Source organism: Paenibacillus sp. 7516 (assembly GCF_002272715.1).
In the GTDB taxonomy this organism is placed as follows: domain Bacteria; phylum Bacillota; class Bacilli; order Paenibacillales; family Paenibacillaceae; genus Paenibacillus; species Paenibacillus illinoisensis_A.
On the sequence record NZ_NPBI01000004.1, the window covers coordinates 20997 to 39018 of the forward strand.

The following is an 18022-nucleotide window of genomic DNA, read 5'->3' on the forward strand; positions in this document are numbered from 1 at the left end:
TCCACCTATCTGAAGGAGGAATGTTTGATGAAGCTGAAAAAGAGGATTTCCATACTACTTGCGATCACACTGTTGACCTCAATCCTTGCCGCATGCAGCAGCGGTACAGACAAAGGCGGTTCGACTGCCCTACCACCCCAGGAACCCGGACAGTACGGTGATACAGGGGGCCTCACTTTGCCTCTTGTGGATGAGCCGACGACCATCACGTACATGCTGCCAAGCAATGCAAAAGACCTTGGTCCGAGCAAACTGGTTGTCCAAGAGCTTGAAAAACGGACCGGTATTAAAGTGAACTTCCAAACGTACTCCCCACAAACCTACCAGGATAAATTAAAAGTCATTGTGGCATCCGGTAAGCTGCCGGACATTTTTACAGGGCTAAAACCGGCCGAACTCAAGAAAATCGGCAAACAAAACGGTGTCGTTGCCATCAATGAATACGCAGATCAGCTCCCTAACTTCAAAAAGCTATATATGGAAGAAAACGACTGGGTCATCAAATCTTTCGGCGATGAAGCCGGCAATATATATACTTGGCCTATCTATAATCTCAATCGCAAAGTCAATCACGGATTCATGTTCAGGAAGGATATTTTCGATGAGCTTGGTATCAAGGAATGGACGAATACAAACGAGTTTTATGAAGCTCTGAAAAAAGTAAAAGAAGCTTATCCCGATTCTTACCCCTATGTATCCAAGAGCTTGGCTAATATCTTCAGAGATTGGGCCTTCGGCTGGGGACTCGGCAATACGGATCAGTACCCTGCCTATTACGATGAAAAAGACGGTACATGGAAGTACGCCGCAGTACAGCAGGAGCATAAGGACATGCTTGATTTCATGAAGAAGCTGTACAACGAAAAACTGCTTGATCCCGAATTTTTGACGGATACGCAGGATTCCTGGACGACCAAGATGACGACAGACCAATCGTTTGTCACGTTTGACTGGATTGGACGCCTTGATCTCTTTTACAACCAGATCAAAGAGCAAAATCCAGACTATGACCTCAGGTATGCCAATCCCGTGGGACCGACCGGAAATATCAGAACCCTGCCCGAGGTTTCAGATTTCAGCGTTGCCGTTGCCAAGAACAAAAATACAGAAACCTCGCTTAAACTGCTCGATTATCTCACCAGCCCATCCGGGAGCGAGTTAATGACGATCGGAGTGGAAACGGTGAACTTCGAATGGGGCGAGGACGGATATCCGGTGTACCCGGAACTAAAGGATCTTCCCCTTGTGGATATAACCGTGCTCGAGGATCGTTATGCCATGTGGCTCGAAGGAGCTTACCTAAAACCGGACCATCGAAGCATCTATTATCGCTTCTCGGAGAAAGAGCAGGAGGCGCAGGATAAAATCGTGAATGAGGATCGTTTCGAGCCCCTTGATCCGATACTTAATTTTACGGACGACGAAACTTCCAAGATTGCCGAGCTGCAGACATCACTGCAAAAATCAGCTGAAGAATTCAACTCCAAATATATTCTTGACGCCGGCTACGGAGATGCCGAGTGGGAGAATTTCAGAGGCCAGATCAGCAAAGGCGGTGTGGAGGAACTGATGGCAATCTATAATGAAGCTCAAAAAAGATATGACGAATCCAAATAAACGATCTTAAGACATGATTGAACTGGAGGGGGCGATGCTTGGAACGTTTCCTCCTTAGGGAAAAAGGTATTGGAGGCGATAATCTTATGGCAGACATCGGCACGGAACATTCGGCAGCTTACCATAAAGAAGTGCCAAAGAAGAGCTTCAGAGGTCGGCTTAAACAGACGTGGAATCATATTAAGCGCGACAGGCAGCTGCTTCTGCTGTTTCTTCCTTGCATCCTATTTTATGTCATCTTTCGTTACGGGCCCCTATATGGATTGATTATTGCCTTCAAAGACTACAGTGTGTTTACAGGAGTGCTTGGCAGTGAATGGGTGGGACTGGAGCATTTCATCACGTTTTTTACGAACCAAGATTTTTGGCTGCTTTTCCGGAACACGCTGCTCTTGGGATTATATACGCTTATTTTCGGCTTTCCCTTTCCCATCATGCTTGCCCTTCTGTTGAACGAAGTCAGAACCCAATGGTTTAAAAAATCTGTTCAAACCTTCAGTTATTTGCCGGCCTTTTTGTCTGTGGTCATTATCAGCAGCATGATTATCGATTTTCTCTCGCCAAACCATGGTATTTTGAATCAAATGCTGGCTGCACTTGGTTTTGAGAAAAAATACTTTCTCGTAGATCCGGGCTGGTTCCGTCCGATCTATGTCATTTCGGAAATATGGGCGAACGCAGGGTATGAATCCATCATTTATCTGGCAGCCATTGCGGGGATCAGTCCTACGCTTTATGAAGCGGCCAAGGTGGACGGTGCCAGTCGTTTCCATACGATCCGCCATATTACGCTTCCTGGATTGTTTCCCACGATGCTTATCATGTTCATCTTGAAAACGGGCTCCATGATTCGCGTCGGTTACGAGAAAGTGCTGCTGCTCTATAATCCGATGACCTATGACGTTGCAGACGTATTTTCAACGTATGTATACCGCAAAGGACTGCTTGAATCCAATTACAGTTATGCAGCCGCAGTAGGATTATTCGAAGCGCTCGTTGCAATGGTGATGCTGCTGTCTGCCAATGCGATCAGCAAACGGCTGGGAGGTAATGGCTTATGGTAGGTGAGCGCAAAATATCTGTTTTTGGTGTCATGAATTCGCTGATCCTCTGTCTTGTTGCTGTAGCGACACTCTATCCCATCGTGTACATTACGGCCGTTTCTTTAAGTGATACTGCAGCGGTCGTTCAAGGTAGGGTGTTTCTTTTTCCGAAAGGGCTGAACCTTGAGGCTTATGTCGAGGTGCTTAAAAATGACACGATTCCAAGAGCCTACCTGAATTCCATTTTTTATACGGCATTCGGTACGTTTGTGAATTTACTTTTTACGGCTGTAGCTGCATATCCTTTGTCCCAAAAAGGATTTTTCGGACGCAAGTTTTTTATGATGGCCATCGTCCTCACCATGTTTTTGAATCCCGGCATTATTCCCACGTATGTGGTCGTGCAGCAGCTGGGGTTAACGGATTCGGTATGGGCACTCGTACTTCCCAATGCCATCTGGACAATGGAACTGATCATTCTTAAAAGCTTTTACGAAAACATGTCTTCCCAGATACGCGAAGCGGCCCTGATCGACGGAGCTTCCGAATACCGGATTCTGTTCAACATTGTCATTCCCTTATCCAAGCCTGCGCTTGCTTCCATCGGACTTTTTTATTTCATGGGCCACTGGAACAGCTTTTTCCTACCGCTGATTTACTTGAACGATCCGGATAAATATCCTTTGCAGGTCGTGCTGCGGGATATGCTAATCTACAGCGCAGAAAACGACGCGGGACTTGTGGACCGTTCAGCCCTTGCCCCACAGTCTATTAAAAATGCAACCATCGTACTTTCGATGATCCCTGTTTTGCTCATCTATCCGTTTGCTCAGAAGTATTTCGCCAAAGGGGTGATGCTCGGTTCGGAAAAAGGCTAAATCGACTGAAGGAGGAGCCGTATCTAATGAAAATCGTTGCTGCGAAGGAAGGAAAGGTCACGGTACTGCAAGCGGATATACCCGAACTGAACAAACGACATGTGCAAGTGAGAACCGAATATTCCGGCATTAGTCCGGGTACGGAGATGAGTGCGATTAAAAGATCAGGCGTATCTCCGGTATACCTTGGCTATAGCGCTGTTGGGATTGTGGAACAAACGGGAAGTGAAGTCAGAGATATTGTACCGGGAGACCGAGTGGCTTGTTATGGTGTGCCTTATGTAAGACATGCCGAAATCATTTCGGTACCGACCAATCTGATAACCAAAGTACCTCCACATGTCAAACCAGAGGAGGCCGCATTTACCGGGCTCGGAGCCATCGCCATACATGCGCTTCGTACGGCTGACGTGAGATTCGGCGACAAAGTACTTGTCGTTGGACTGGGCATTCTCGGTAATCTTGTGGCCCAAATTGCTGCTGCTGGTGCATGTCACACGGCTGCATACGATCTGAGCAAAGCACGGGTTCAGCTGCTTCAGGAGCAGATGGGCATTCAAGCAGGCTTTTCAACTGAAGAGGAAGTGGAGCGTTTTGTGATGAACGAAACGGGAGGTTTAGGATTTGATTCCATCCTCTTATGTGCTGGCGGGCCTGGAGAAGTGCTGATCAACAAGTCACTTGAGTGGCTTCGTGACCGGGGAAAAGTCGTGATCGTTGGTGATTTGTCCATGGAGTTTTCAAGAGATTTGATGTTTCGCAAAGAAGCCCAGGTCCTTATCTCAAGAGCAGGCGGGCCTGGAAGGTACGATCTGCAGTACGAGCAGCACAATCAGGATTATCCCATCGGTTTCGTGCGGTGGACGGAAGGAAGAAATATGGACGAATACGTCAGGCTGCTTGCTGATAAGCGAATTACGGTAAGTCCTGCCATCACGCATATGTTTGCCTTGGATGAAGCATCTGAAGCTTATGAAAATTATCAATCCGATTCGGCTCAAGGAGCACTTGCCACGTTGATCAAGTATTTTTAATGCATGAAGAAGGGGAGATGTGTGATGAAAAAGCCTTTTTTCAACCTGATCACCATGTTCATGAGTTGTTTACTTGTTATTGTGATGTTTCCCGTGCAGTCTGCTCCTGCCCAAGCAGAGGAATCCAGGCTTACTCAAAAAAACTTCGGTGACCCCGAAGAACTGCTTATTCCCAACAATTACACGGTAGCTGTCTTTAACGGAACTGTAGGCTATGAGGATGGAAAACCAGTCATGTATGCCACGAGTAAAGGCAAGCCTGGCTTCCTGAATGTGATTGACCTCGAAGAGTACAAACTGCTTCGGACGGTTTCACTTGGGCCATCGGAAAGCTCCTGGGCGCATACTGTTGCGCCGAACGGTACGCTTTATGTGGCTGCCGAAGGATCGGGTGCACGATTATGGGAGTATTCGCCAGTGACCCATCAGGCTGTTCAAGTGGCTCAATTTGAAGGACAGTCTGTCTCCAATAGTATCACGACGGATGAACAGGGGAGAGTGTACGTAGGGACTTATCCGGGCGGCAAGGTTTGGCAGTATGATCCTGTGACCAAGCAAGTGAGGGATTATGGGCGTGTTATTGGGGCACTTGATCAGGAGTATGTCCGCTCCATTGCTTACCAGGGGGGATATATTTATGCCGGTACAGCCCATGAACAGATCGTGCGTGTGGATTTGGCTACAGGTGAAAAAACGAATATTGCCGCTTCGCTTACCGTCAAAAATGATACAGTATACGATTTGAGTACGATCGATAACCGTTACTTGTTCGCGCGTTATACGGATGGAAGTGGTGTACCGGGTGAGGGTTATATCTACGATACTACAACAGGGTCCTGGCTTGATGTGGAGCTCCAGCAGGTAACCGGTCTTCATGCAGCTGACTCTGTGGATGGAAAGCTGTATTATATGTCCGAGAAAAAACTGAAAACCTTTGACCTGGCGACACATCAGGTAGAGGAAACCGGCATGACCTATGAGAGTGGGTTCAGAGGGGCGGATTGGGTCGAGTTTCAGAACAATCCCGAGCTGCCGGGAAAAACGCTTGTTACGGTACGGTATGACGGCGGAGTGGCCATGCTCAATATCGATACCCAAAAAGTCATTGTACAGCCGCCGATTATTCCGGGATTGCCGGGAGTCGTCAATCGTCTCCAAAGCGTTTCTGATACACAGCTGATAACAACAGGTTCACAAGCTCGGTCTTCGTTGGTTGATTTAGAGACCATGACGACAAAACCTTTCAGCATTGGTCAAGCGGACAGTGTATACCCGATTGGAAACAAAGTCTATATGGGAGTCTACCCGGAAGGTGGCTTGTACGTTTATGATCTGAATCAAGAACCGGGAAGCACGAATCCGCAGCGTCTCGCTGTACTCGGGAACGATCAGGAACGTCTTGTGCATATGTCTGAAGGGGACGGTAAACTGTTTATTTCGACCATCTCAGGATACGGGACGCTGGGAGGATCGCTTACAGTCCATGATACCGCTACAGGTGAAACCAAAGTCCATCGAAACGTGGTGCAGAATCAGAGTGTGCTTAGTACCGCTTATGTAGACGGGAAGATTTTTGGATCTACGACCATCAGAGGAGGACTGGGCTCCACGCCGAGCGAGCAGGAGGCCAAAATTTTTGTGTGGGATGTTCAAAATGAGCAAAAAATAACGGAGTTTACGCTGGATATTCCCGAACTTGTCGATCCGATTTTCATTGGGGATCTGTCTCTCGGGCCGGATGGATTGATCTGGGGAGCATCCTACGAATATATATTTGCAATCGATCCGGACACGTACCAACTTGTAAAATATAAAAAGATTTATCCGAAGCTCTATTACACCCAGTGGCATCATCATCCGATGCGTTGGTCGGAAGACGGACTTTTGTATGTCCTGTTTAACAACAAGCTGACGGTGATTGATCCGGAAACACTGGATTTCAGAACATTAACGGATGCTTCGAGATTTGATCTTGGCATGGATGGGGACCTGTATTTCACAGATATCGCAACCAATACGATTCTGTATCGAATCCAAATTGATGGAGAGATAGTGGTCGAACCGCCGGGGCTTCCTTTGCCGGTAAACAATGCCGGGTTGGAGCAGCCAGAAGAGAGCGGAAAGCTGCCGGGCTGGACTTCACTGTTTGCAACAAGTGGAGATGTTTATTTTGAGCGGAGCAGCAGCAAGCGTTATGCCGGTGATTATAGCCTGAAAACAACGGATGGAATTCGTACTGCATCCGTTGCAGTGCAAAGCGATCCAATTCCATTAGTGCCTGGAGAGGAGTATACCGCAAGTACTCAAATATATATTGAGTCAGGCCAGCCTGGTTTCATGTTCCGATTCTATAACGCAGAAGGGCAGAGCTTGTCTACTTTGGAAACGCATCTGGATGAATCGCGACTTCACCAATGGCAAAAAGTAACTCTCCGCGGTACGGCACCGGAAGGAACGGCTTATGCCAGACTAATTGCGGTAACCAGCCGCTATAATATCTCCACAGCTTACTATGACGATTTTTCCGTAACAGTTAAAGATATTACGGCTCCCTTAACTGAAGCTGCGTTTAATCCACAGGCAAATGAGCAGGGTTGGCACCATGAAGATGTTTCGATTACGCTAAACTCGGAAGGAGCAAGCTCCATCTTTTTCGAAGCTACGGGGGCTGAGGAAATCAATCAGCGTGAGGCCGAAGGCGGTACCACTGAGTTTACCGTAAGCGAAGAAGGAGTGACAGCCGTAACTTATTGGTCGGCATCGGCTTATGGTGTGCCCGGGGTACCCTCTACTACCGAAGTTAAAATAGACAAAACGGCTCCTATCATCGAATTTTCAGGAAAATCCGTCTACGAGCTGAATGATGAAATTCGGATCGAATGCTCCGCTCAGGATGCATTATCAGGTATAGCTAAAAGTGATTGTGATGCTGTGCTTGCAGATCGCCCTGCCTATTTGAAGGGTGTTGGGGAGCATTTGGTCCATGCTTCCGCCCATGATATCGCTGGGAACGCTACAAATTCTTCTTTTTCTTATGAGGTGATCCTTACCTATAAAGGTATGGCAGGACTTATCGACAAGTTCCTCGCTAATGATCAAGAGCTGGCTGATCGATTGAAGGAACAATGGACCAAAGTAGAAAGAGCCGATGAATTAGGTAATGAGGGAGAAAAAAAAGGCGCAATCAACGGATTTATCCATCAAGTGCAAGCCAAGATTGGCAAGGGATTAGCTCAAGAGCATGCGGAAATTTTGATACAGCTCGGATCACAAATTTAATTTTATTTGACCATTGAAGCAGCCCATTTACATGATCCATTGGCTGCAATCAGTATATTCTATCCTGATGTTTGTCGATTTGAAAAAGGTTTTGTCCATGTTGAAACTCATGAGGAATCGTTCATGGGAGGTATTTCGTTTAGAGCGGCTCAGGATGGAAACGTGAGGAAATTTCACGGAATGTGGATAAGGAACGTTTCTATCAACTCTTGTCATCCACTTTAAACAGCTGAGCATCCAGCAGACTGAATATGTCATGTGATATTCACTGTAGGGCAGTTCCGGTCATGCGGCTTTTATTTGAAAAATTATTGGAAGAAAAATGGCAGCCGACCAACATGATCGGCTGTCTTTTTGTTAAGCTAACGGGCAGTTTAGTTGAATATCAATTGCACTGAACTCTACCACAAGCGGCACAAAAATTTGTATAGTGAAAACTGCCATCTATTATTTAGTCCATTTTAATCTTTGATGAAGTAATCCATCGGAATCTTTATTTTCTCCCACGACAAAATCGGTCATATGGTACGTTAGATATTGTTCGTACTTGCTTTCGGTTTTGAGCAGGAGCTCATGAACGTTGTAAATACCTACAGGAATATCATCCAGAATTAGACTGGCCAAGGCAGCATAAATGCCGCATGCGACTTGAAAATACGTGGCATTTGTTTTGTACTGAGCATAAATGCTACTGCTTTCCATCGAATTATACATAAACTTTTCATGATCCTCGTAAACCAAAAGAACTCCAACGAGGTCCGCACCTTCAACCTCCCCGTTATCTGGATCAATTATGCGCTGGTTCCAATTCCATAAATCGTCTACACGATCTAAATGGTTTCGAATTAAATCCGTTGTATACTCACTAACACGATAAATAAATCCAATCTGCATATCAAATAACTCACCTAGTGTTAGCACTTCTTCATGCGGCATCAGACATCCGTAAAATTCCTTGTCTCCTAACCTTACCTTGTATTCCATTGAATAGACCTGTTCATAAAAATAATGAGGCAAATGATTATGAACAAACATCGGATAGCTTAATATGGCTTCATCCAGGAAACATTCGATTGACCAAGAAGTATATATGGTGTTAGGTTCAATTAATGTTTGGTCTGCAAAAAAGGAGGTATCATGCTCAACAATGTAGCAGGCTAAAGGTTTTTTATCTGGATTTTCTTGTATGAGTTTTATAGCCATCCATTGTACGACACCAGGATTCATACCTGAGCATGTAATGGCGGTTGTATGGGTGAAATCAGTTTTTCTAGTTTGATATTTAATATTTCGCTCTGCAAGGGGAAACCCGCGCATGCTCTCGTTATTATCCACCTCCTCATTCTCAAGGGCAGAATTTACATATAATATGCCTAGTTCGTTACAGCAGTTGAGCATCTCGATCGTATCGGCCCATGATACATCAATGACTACTTTTGTGTTTGTTTTAGTAAGGTGTTTCCGAAAGTCGCTGACATTTTTAAGATCTAGCTGGTGGATTTTGATTTGTTTCGAAAGATGGGGGAAGAGTTGAGCATAATATGCTTTATCCTTTTGGTTCATATCGATGAGGTGGAATTGTGATTGGTTAATGATAGAGTGTATAGGGTCATTTTTATCTTGAACGGATTGATTAAGAATGGCTAATACCGCTTTAGCCGCACCTCCGCTGCTGCCTAGTATCGTAATGGAAGGAGAGATTGCACAATCCAACATCTTATCACTTCCTTCATAGTTATTCATGTCTATGTATTAATATATGATTCTACTAATCGCAACGATCGTGCTTCTACCTATTAATAGAAGAGAAATAATAGATTAGAGGGACAGCTAAGAATTAATGAAGCCAACGTTCAAGCTGTCTCGCGCCAAAGTAGGTTCAAAGCCGAAGATCTGCTTGAAGGTTTACCGCATTCCTTTCTGAGAGAAAATGAGTTTCTCTGTATCGAAAACCAGCCGCTAAATATCAACATGAAAGAACCCGTCACATTTCAATTTGATAGACTCCTAAAGTGGGGGAATTCTGTGCTAGTAGCAAGTCTAAAACCTGCGAATTCTCATTCTCAAGCCATCTTACATAAGATTGAAAAAGAAAGAAAATATCTTATCGAAGAGTATAGGGGACATTTCGGATTAGAAACGTGCGGATATTCCTATACACCTCACATCTCTCTAGGGTATTTCGCTAATAAAGAATTGGCTGAATTGACTACCTCCATGATTGATTCTTGGAATGAACATTTTTTAACAAACACCAAGGGAGAAACCATTACTTTTACTAGCAACAGTCTGTACGGTTTCAACCGAATGTCTACTTTCTTCAAAAAAGCTGTAAGAAATTAGTTGAAAACAGCATTCAAATCCTCATTTTGGGAAAAATAAAATATCCCAACGATGAGGTGATTGCATTTGATAAAAATAATTTTGACGTTCGTTTTAGCCCTTGGGTTAGCTTCGCTAATAGAAACCCCAGCTTCGGGCGAAGACACTCTGCCAGCAACAGACACAACGCCATGCTCGTTAATTCAACAGGCACTGATAGTCGAATTGAATCCTCAAATAATGAGTGCTCTTCGTCAAAAGTACCAAGACAACTTTTTGTACTCGAATGTCCATGTGTTAACGATCCAAGGTTCAGACACTCTGCAGATAGAATTTATTTTAGAAATGACGGTGATGAAAGGAGAGCGGCCAGAAACAGTTCAAATGTCGTTTCGACGAGATGGTCTTAATGGATATAGGATAGATGATATAGCTAATAAGCTGAATTAAGAAGTTCCAAGCGACTAGGAGTGAAGCTATGAAATTATTATTAACTTCTGCGGGCGTTAATAACAAAAGCATACGCGACGCGTTAGTGGACATGTTGGACAAGCCGATCGCCGACTCCAACGCACTGTGTATTCCCACCGCAATGTATGGACACCCCTGGGTCGGACCTGGCGTCAATACCTGGGAGTTCATCAGCGGGAAATCCGAGAACCCCATGGTTGACCTGGGCTGGAAGTCTGTTGGTGTGTTAGAGCTCACCGCGCTGCCAAGCATCAGTAAAGACCGCTGGGTGCCGCTGGTTCAGGAAATAGATGTTCTGCTGGTGGCGGGCGGCGACGCCCTCTTCCTGAACCACTGGATGCGGCAGTCCGGACTGGCAGACCTCTTACCATCGCTGCAGGCAGTTTATGTGGGAATGAGCGCGGGTAGTATGGTGATGGCACCCAACATTGGGGAATACTTTGTTGGCTGGATTCCACCCGGCGGTGGTGATGCGACACTGGGTCTGGTTGACTTTGCAATTTTTCCGCATCTTGACCATGAAAAGCTTCCGGAAAACACCATGGCTGCTGCTGAAAGATGGGCCGCTGGCATTCAAGGGCCTACATATGCGATTGATGATCAAACCGCCATCAAAGTGATCGATGGAACAGTAGAAGTTGTTTCCGAAGGGCATTGGAGGCATTTTACGTTATGATATTCACGCTGTTGGTGACATAAGGATAGAAAATAACAAATACAGGCGTTTGACTTTCATTTTACTATATCGTATTATTCTAATATAACGATACAGAGGGGGATTACGTTTGGATAAACTCGAATTTCACGATAGCCGTGATTTAAAACAGCTTGAGGAACCTGCTAACTTACTGAAGGCCCTTTCTCATCCTATACGCCTGTGCATTGTGCGTGGGTTGATGCGTAAAAAGAAATGTAATGTTTCCTATATGCAGGAGTGTCTGGATCTGCCGCAGTCAACCGTTTCCCAGCATTTACAGAAGCTGCGCAGTGCAGGAATTGTTGATACGGAGCGAAATGGCCTCGAAGTGAATTATATACTTGCAAACCAACGTATTGAACAGATTATAACTGTTTTATTTGGAGAGGATGAATGTTAATCATGAGCAAGAAAGTAGTCATTGTTGGTGGAGTAGCGGGGGGTGCGTCAGCAGCTGCCCGCCTACGCCGACTGGACGAACATGCCGAAATAGTCATATTTGAAAAGGGTCCCTACATTTCATTCGCCAACTGTGGCTTACCTTATTATATCGGCGGAACGATTGCTGAGCGTGACCGTTTGCTGGTACAAACACCTAAAGGGATGGCAGATCGTTTTCGAATTGATGTACGTACACAGAGTGAGGTCATATCAATCAATCCACAACATCAAACGATCCAGGTGAACAGCGAGGAGCGCGGACAATATGAAGAAACCTATGATGAGTTGATTCTGTCCCCAGGTGCACGTCCGAAGATCCCCTATGTGCCGGGTATAGATAATCCATTAATTTATACAGTGCGTAACATTCCAGACATTGATCGTATCAAAGATGCAATAAGTGCATCTAACAACGAATCAGCAATCGTTATTGGTGGTGGATTTATCGGTGTTGAAATGGCAGAAAATTTGAGGGGAGCCGGACTACATGTAACGCTTGTCGAGGGTAATGAACAAGTGCTAACTCCATTTGATCCTGAACTCGCAGCTGCACTGGCACAAGAAATGGAGCAGCATGGTGTTAATTTGCAGTTTTCCAAGCGTGTTAAGGGTTTTCGTTCTCTGGAGAATGGCATCGGGGTCGAGCTTGCAGATGGTCACATTTTAAAAGGAGATCTTGTGATTCTCGCGATTGGCGTGTCGCCAGATACCTCATTTCTGCAAAGCAGTGGTATTTCCTTGGGGATACGTGGACACATCATTGTTAATGAGGCCATGGAAACCAATATACCGCATATATATGCGGTTGGTGATGCAATTGAGGTCAGTGATTACATCCATGGAACCAAGACAGCGATTCCGCTTGCAGGTCCTGCGAACAAACAAGGACGTATTGCTGCGGATCGGATTGCTGGCATACATTCTACCTACAAAGGAACACAAGGGACTTCTATTATTAAAGTGTTTGGACTGACTGGAGCAACCACGGGCAGCAATGAAAAGATATTAAAACGCCTTAACGTGGATTATCAAACGGTGATTGTTCATCCTGCTTCTCATGCATCGTATTATCCAGGATCGAGTGCAATTACTCTAAAATTGCTGTTCTCACCTGAAGGAAAAATCCTGGGTGCCCAGGCAGTCGGATTCGAAGGAGTGGATAAACGGATTGATGATATTGCCGTTGCTATTCATTTTGGGGGTCATATAAGCGACTTGACTGAACTTGAACTGAGTTATGCACCGCCCTATTCATCAGCAAAAGATCCGGTTAATATGGCTGGGTATGCAGCAGATAATATTCTGGCAGGACGTGTCAACACATTCACCTATGATCAGCTGTCTATGCGCCAGTCGGAGCAAACCATACTACTAGATGTACGTAGCGAGCTTGAGCATCGGAATGGCCATATTCCTGGGTCTCTAAACATCCCAGTGGATGAGCTTCGTGAGAGAATGCAAGAGTTAAATGTCTCTAAAGAAATCTGGGTCTACTGCCAAGTAGGTTTACGGGGGTATACTGCAACACAAATTTTGCGTCAGCACGGTTTCACCGTTAAAAATTTGAGTGGTGGATTCAAAACGTACCGCCAAGCGCAATTTAAACCAGCTCCGTATACTGGTCAAAAACATGAGATTACAGATGATCAGCATCATAGCAATCCTGTTTCTCATCCAAAGCAAAATACTTTACATCAGACGGATCAACTCTCTTCTCAGCCATTGCGTATCGATGAAGAATTGGATGTATGTGGATTGAGCTGCCCGGGTCCGTTAATACAAGTAAAGCAGAAGATGGATCAACTATCCGATGGAGAAACGCTACGGGTAAAAGCTTCTGATCCAGGGTTTTACGAAGATGTGAAAGCATGGGCAGCAATGTCTGGTTCAGCACTCATACAGTTGGAACGTGGTAAGAGCGGTATCATTGAAGCAGTACTAACCAAGCAGACAGAGGCAGTCAGATCATCCGCTTCTGAAGTTCAGAATGTTGAACCTGCCAGTACGATGGTTGTCTTCAGTGGCGACCTGGATAAAGCAATAGCCTCTCTTATTATTGCTAATGGCGCAGCTGCAAGTGGGCGCAAAGTAACCATGTTTTATACATTTTGGGGACTAAATATTATTCGAAAGCATCAGACGCAACCTGTTTCCAAAAACATGATAGGTCGTATGTTTGATCTTATGCTGCCACGTGGTAGTCACAAGCTAGGCTTGTCCAAAATGAATATGATTGGTGTCGGTCCTAAAGTTATTCGCGGCATTATGAAGAAAAACAACGTCGCCTCTCTGGAGGAATTGATTCAAACTGCGTTAGCTCAAGGTGTTGAAATGGTTGCTTGTCAAATGTCTATGGATCTGATGGGTATCCAGCGGGAAGAGATCATGGATCAAGTGACTATTAGTGGGGTAGGTTACTATCTAGGCCAGGCTGACAAAGCAAACCATAATCTGTTTATATAGAAGGGGATTCCCATTATATATTAACTAAATCAATCATGAACAAATCTCTGCGGCCTTGAGGGTTTATTCCCTCAGGGTCTTTCTTTTGTTAAAAGACACCTCTTCTGAATGTTGAGTATGATCTTCCCTCGGATGAATATAAATATTTACCTCTTGCATAAAGAACATGTGTTCGGTTTATAATATATACAAACATACGTTCTTAAAGTACAGGAGTGATTTCAGTGTTGACTAAGCAGCGAACCATTATGCTCATTGATATGCAGAGCTTTTATGCTTCAGTCGAAAAGGCCAAAATGCCTCAATACAAAAATAGACCACTCGCCGTTGCAGGCGATCCAGCAAGACGTTCTGGAATTATTCTTGCTGCTTGTCCATTAGCCAAGGCGAAAGGTGTATCCACCGCAGAACCACTCTGGCAGTCGCTGCAGAAGTGCCCTGAACTAATCATTGTTAGGCCTCACATGCAAGAATATATCGAAGTATCCACTCAAATCATGTCCATTATTGAGGAGTTCACCGATCTGGTTGAGCCATACAGTATAGACGAATTATTCGCTGATTTTACAGGGTCTATGCATCTGTTCGGTAATGATCCCGTCGATTTGGCGAAGCAAATTCAAGACAAAATCTATAATGAAACAGGGGTTTACGCAAGAGCGGGCATTGGTGAAAACAAAATCATTAGTAAATTGTGCTGCGATATGATCGCTAAAAAGGCCAAGGGGGGCATTTTCCACTTAAAGAAAGAAGAATTGCACCTCCACATTGGAGATAAGCCCATCCGCGATATGTGGGGGATTGGCTCAAGAATGGAAAAACATTTGTGGAAGATGGGTATCCGAACGATTAGAGACTTGGCGAATACACCTCTTACCCAACTCAAAAATAAATGGGGCGTTAATGGAGAAGTGATCTGGCGCATCGCCAATGGACTTGATAACTCGCCGGTAACCGTCAACACACATAGTACACAAAAGGATATTGGAAATGGAATGACCTTGCCTAGAGATTACAGAGAGGCTTGGGAGATCGAAGTGGTAATCCTCGATATCTGTACTGAAGTATGCCGAAGAGCTCGTAAAAAAGGACTGATGGGTAGTGTCGTTTCCGTGAGTGTGTCTGGAGCGGATTTCGACCATCCAACGGGCTTTCACAGGCAGGTTAAACTGTCTGATCCAACAAACATAACCGTTGATGTGTGCAAGATCGCCAAACGCATATTTCATCAACACTGGGATGGGCAACCGGTGCGCCGTGTAGGCGTATCCCTTTCTCAATTATCCGACGCGGATACATATCAACTATCTTTCTTTGATGATCAGGAGCACAAACGGGCTATTGATCAGGTGATGGACGACATTAAGGATCGATTTGGCGACATTGCCATACTTCGGGCAAGCTCCATTACAGCTGCTGGTCAAGCAATCGATAGAGCATCTAAAATTGGGGGGCACTACAAATGAGCAAAAAACTTGAGGCCAATGGATTATGGGAATCGAGTCGTATGATGCTTCCACAACATAAAGAACGAATCATACAGCATCGTACTCAAATTCATGTTCAAGACAAACCGCTAATTCATGAAGATGAGTGGGAGATCATGGCTCAAAATGTAGATATGTCGCTCAACTATACATTACAAGCCACCATTGAAGTGTTTAATGAGTCGGGCAATCGATATATACACGGAATCGTTACTTCAGTCAGTACCGTTGGAAAGAAAATCAAAATTGAAATGCACAATGGATTTGAATGGGTCGATTTTGATCAATTGGTCACGGTCAAACTTGAAGAAGGAGGCGTGTACGGTGAGACAGACTTCTGAGGAACTTGCACTCGTGAAGAGGCTGGTGGAGCTTCCCTATCTGTTAAGCGCTCTGGAAGTAGATAAGCATAAAATATACGCTTCAAACTTTAAGATGAAATCGGTCTATGTTGACTATTTGGACGGTACCCAAAAGAAAATCGCCTTAGAGATGTACCAATCCAAACAAAGTTTAAAGGAACACCATATCAAAATCATTGATGAACAGAGATCCGAGCTGAGTCTAACGGTAAATTATTCGGTGAGAGGTTACATTCATAAAATGACATTATTATGGAGTAAAGTGAAAGTGGATGTTACCTTAATGCTTACGGAGCATATGAACGTTGATATTACAGAATTGTCCAAATAACAACTAGAGTTAGAGCAGAAACATGGTATATAACTGCAAAGAGTGGACCATAATGCAGTTATAACCATTGTTTTCTTCTCCCGAATGGGTAAACCGACCTTTGAAATTGAAAGGTCGGTATTTTTGTCGTTTATGGTCAGGAAGACCGGAAGATCATCTACCTAGCGCTGGAAGACAAGACGCAAGTCCCACTGGTTCTGTTCAAAGAAGGACAGGAACGGTACGGTAATGTACCCGTAGTATTTTGAGATGGAGAAAGGTACTTTCCAAACCTTCTGGGATGATTTAGGGAAGTAAAGCGATGCAGTGATTAAGTTTTTTTGATCAGAAACCAAGAAACGACAATACTCTGTAAAGAGAATGTCGTTTTTTTCTATAGATTTTTACCATGCATAATTTCTACTATCTGTTTTTTAACTTTTACAGCACATAGTCCTCTGTAGAAACAAACGATGAAAATAAGGTCATGATCAATAGTTGTTCAACAGCAGATGATAACATAACTGTTTTCGTTGACGATACCTCTTGAAGCGTAGTATTATTTTACCAATTTAACTCTGTAGGGAGGAATCGGATGCCTACTATTAAGGCCATTGTGCTGGACCTGGACGGAACTTTGCTCGGAAGTGATAAATCGATATCTTCCAGGAATGTTCAGGCTGTTCAACGATGTTTTGATTTGGGGATACATATTATCGTTGCCACGGCAAGGCCGCCTAGAGCGGCAAATCAATTTGTGAAGCAGTTTCCTTTTGTAGAGTACATGATTTATTACAATGGCGCTTTAGTTATATGCAAATCCAAACAAAATGAGCGTCATATTCCAATCCCTTCGGAGATCAACCAACAGATTAATACATTTCTCGAGTTAAACATGCCTCAATCCATAATCTCATACGAGGTTAATGATTCATGGTACACAAGTAAACCAATTCTTGACTCCCACTGCGCTCAATTCGGTATCCGTTCGAATGATCTGAAACCTCAGGTTGTTGAGCAACATTATATAGACTCTCTATCTCCGACCAAAATATTAGTTCTAGGTTGCAACACATGGAAGGATCTAAGCGAGCAATTTGGTGACCATGTAAACGTGATCGCAACGGATGAAGGAGTATTGATCCAAATCATGCATAAATCAGCTTCAAAGGAAAAAGCCGTGGAATGGGTGTTAAGTGAAATTGGGGTAAATTCAGAAAATGTGATGGTGTTTGGGGATGATTTTAACGATTTAGGCCTATTCCATCTGTCCGGATTTCCTGTAGCCATGGGGAACGCGATCATTGAACTGAAAAAATGCGCCGTTTACATAACCGATTCAAATGATAATGATGGCGTGGCTAATGCCATTGGAAAATTTGTGATATAACCCACAACAGTGAAGTATTCGACGAACGGAAACGTCAGCCTTGATAAAATTCTCTATGATATATGTGAATGAACTGCAGAAGAATTTGGTAAAGAAGTATAAAAAGAGATCAGGGTATGTCAGTCATTATTTCATAGACTTATTGTCTTAGAACAAGAGGATGGTTCCATCAAAGCCGCTATTATTAGCGGCTTTTTTGTCGTAGTTAAGTTAGTCCAGCTTATGGTT

General features: G+C 44.3%; 15 protein-coding genes. 14 read left to right on the forward strand and 1 reads right to left on the reverse strand.

Features of this window, described 5'->3' with window-relative positions:
- Positions 1-27 precede the first annotated feature (27 nt).
- The 5 genes from CHI14_RS02340 to CHI14_RS02360 all read left to right on the forward strand — a co-directional run bounded on the left by CHI14_RS02340 (position 28) and on the right by CHI14_RS02360 (position 7851).
- On the forward strand, positions 28-1617 hold the full coding sequence (locus CHI14_RS02340; protein ID WP_095286824.1) for an extracellular solute-binding protein: 1590 nt from the start codon (positions 28-30) through the stop codon (positions 1615-1617).
- 86 nt (positions 1618-1703) lie between these two features.
- Positions 1704-2681, forward strand: coding sequence for an ABC transporter permease (locus CHI14_RS02345; RefSeq protein ID WP_095286977.1), 978 nt, complete (start codon positions 1704-1706; stop codon positions 2679-2681).
- Positions 2675-3538, forward strand: coding sequence for a carbohydrate ABC transporter permease (locus tag CHI14_RS02350; protein WP_095286825.1), 864 nt, complete (start codon positions 2675-2677; stop codon positions 3536-3538). The genes CHI14_RS02345 and CHI14_RS02350 overlap by 7 nt, the downstream gene beginning before the upstream one ends.
- 26 nt (positions 3539-3564) lie before the next feature.
- Positions 3565-4572 (forward strand): zinc-dependent alcohol dehydrogenase, encoded by a 1008-nt coding sequence (locus CHI14_RS02355; RefSeq protein ID WP_095286826.1) that lies wholly within the window; start codon positions 3565-3567, stop codon positions 4570-4572.
- A 24-nt stretch (positions 4573-4596) separates the two neighbouring features.
- Positions 4597-7851, forward strand: coding sequence for a PQQ-binding-like beta-propeller repeat protein (locus tag CHI14_RS02360; protein ID WP_249280975.1), 3255 nt, complete (start codon positions 4597-4599; stop codon positions 7849-7851).
- Between the two features lie 447 nt (positions 7852-8298).
- Here CHI14_RS02360 and CHI14_RS02365 read toward each other — a convergent pair whose 3' ends face one another.
- Positions 8299-9567, reverse strand: coding sequence for a saccharopine dehydrogenase NADP-binding domain-containing protein (locus tag CHI14_RS02365; protein ID WP_095286828.1), 1269 nt, complete (start codon positions 9565-9567; stop codon positions 8299-8301).
- Between the two features lie 255 nt (positions 9568-9822).
- Between CHI14_RS02365 and CHI14_RS02370 the strand changes: the two genes are divergently transcribed.
- The 9 genes from CHI14_RS02370 to CHI14_RS02410 all read left to right on the forward strand — a co-directional run bounded on the left by CHI14_RS02370 (position 9823) and on the right by CHI14_RS02410 (position 17794).
- Positions 9823-10194 carry a hypothetical protein gene (locus CHI14_RS02370; RefSeq protein WP_141236628.1) on the forward strand — a complete coding sequence of 124 codons (372 nt, stop codon included), beginning with the start codon at positions 9823-9825 and terminating at the stop codon, positions 10192-10194.
- 66 nt (positions 10195-10260) lie between these two features.
- The gene (locus tag CHI14_RS02375; protein ID WP_095286830.1) at positions 10261-10623 is read left to right on the forward strand and encodes a hypothetical protein; all 363 of its coding nucleotides are present in this window, start codon (positions 10261-10263) and stop codon (positions 10621-10623) included.
- A 28-nt stretch (positions 10624-10651) separates the two neighbouring features.
- The gene (locus CHI14_RS02380) at positions 10652-11320 is read left to right on the forward strand and encodes a Type 1 glutamine amidotransferase-like domain-containing protein (protein WP_095286831.1); all 669 of its coding nucleotides are present in this window, start codon (positions 10652-10654) and stop codon (positions 11318-11320) included.
- A gap of 109 nt (positions 11321-11429) precedes the next feature.
- Positions 11430-11741, forward strand: a complete 312-nt coding sequence (locus CHI14_RS02385) for an ArsR/SmtB family transcription factor (protein WP_095286832.1) — start codon at positions 11430-11432, stop codon at positions 11739-11741.
- Positions 11742-11743: 2 nt separating this feature from the next.
- On the forward strand, positions 11744-14245 hold the full coding sequence (locus tag CHI14_RS02390; protein WP_095286978.1) for an FAD-dependent oxidoreductase: 2502 nt from the start codon (positions 11744-11746) through the stop codon (positions 14243-14245).
- 248 nt (positions 14246-14493) lie between these two features.
- Positions 14494-15711: a DNA polymerase IV gene (locus CHI14_RS02395; protein WP_170948003.1), complete on the forward strand. Its 1218-nt coding sequence runs from the start codon at positions 14494-14496 to the stop codon at positions 15709-15711.
- On the forward strand, positions 15708-16073 hold the full coding sequence (locus CHI14_RS30270) for a YolD-like family protein (protein WP_212676970.1): 366 nt from the start codon (positions 15708-15710) through the stop codon (positions 16071-16073). Before CHI14_RS02395 ends, CHI14_RS30270 begins: the two co-directional genes overlap by 4 nt.
- Positions 16057-16425 (forward strand): YhjD family protein, encoded by a 369-nt coding sequence (locus CHI14_RS02405; RefSeq protein WP_095286834.1) that lies wholly within the window; start codon positions 16057-16059, stop codon positions 16423-16425. The genes CHI14_RS30270 and CHI14_RS02405 overlap by 17 nt, the downstream gene beginning before the upstream one ends.
- A 574-nt stretch (positions 16426-16999) precedes the next feature.
- Positions 17000-17794, forward strand: coding sequence for a Cof-type HAD-IIB family hydrolase (locus CHI14_RS02410; protein WP_095286835.1), 795 nt, complete (start codon positions 17000-17002; stop codon positions 17792-17794).
- Positions 17795-18022: the final 228 nt, after the last annotated feature.

Bases quoted from the DNA above. Each gene is read 5' to 3' on its own strand.
- CHI14_RS02345 (WP_095286977.1), top strand. From the start codon at position 1,704: ATGGCAGACATCGGCACGGAACATTCGGCAGCTTACCATAAAGAAGTG.
- CHI14_RS02380 (WP_095286831.1), top strand. From the start codon at position 10,652: ATGAAATTATTATTAACTTCTGCGGGCGTTAATAACAAAAGCATACGC.
- CHI14_RS30270 (WP_212676970.1), top strand. From the start codon at position 15,708: ATGAGCAAAAAACTTGAGGCCAATGGATTATGGGAATCGAGTCGTATG.
- CHI14_RS02350 (WP_095286825.1), top strand. From the start codon at position 2,675: ATGGTAGGTGAGCGCAAAATATCTGTTTTTGGTGTCATGAATTCGCTG.
- CHI14_RS02395 (WP_170948003.1), top strand. From the start codon at position 14,494: ATGCTCATTGATATGCAGAGCTTTTATGCTTCAGTCGAAAAGGCCAAA.
- CHI14_RS02340 (WP_095286824.1), top strand. From the start codon at position 28: ATGAAGCTGAAAAAGAGGATTTCCATACTACTTGCGATCACACTGTTG.
- CHI14_RS02365 (WP_095286828.1), bottom strand. From the start codon at position 9,567: ATGTTGGATTGTGCAATCTCTCCTTCCATTACGATACTAGGCAGCAGC.
- CHI14_RS02360 (WP_249280975.1), top strand. From the start codon at position 4,597: ATGAAAAAGCCTTTTTTCAACCTGATCACCATGTTCATGAGTTGTTTA.
- CHI14_RS02355 (WP_095286826.1), top strand. From the start codon at position 3,565: ATGAAAATCGTTGCTGCGAAGGAAGGAAAGGTCACGGTACTGCAAGCG.
- CHI14_RS02370 (WP_141236628.1), top strand. From the start codon at position 9,823: ATGAAAGAACCCGTCACATTTCAATTTGATAGACTCCTAAAGTGGGGG.
- CHI14_RS02410 (WP_095286835.1), top strand. From the start codon at position 17,000: ATGCCTACTATTAAGGCCATTGTGCTGGACCTGGACGGAACTTTGCTC.
- CHI14_RS02390 (WP_095286978.1), top strand. From the start codon at position 11,744: ATGAGCAAGAAAGTAGTCATTGTTGGTGGAGTAGCGGGGGGTGCGTCA.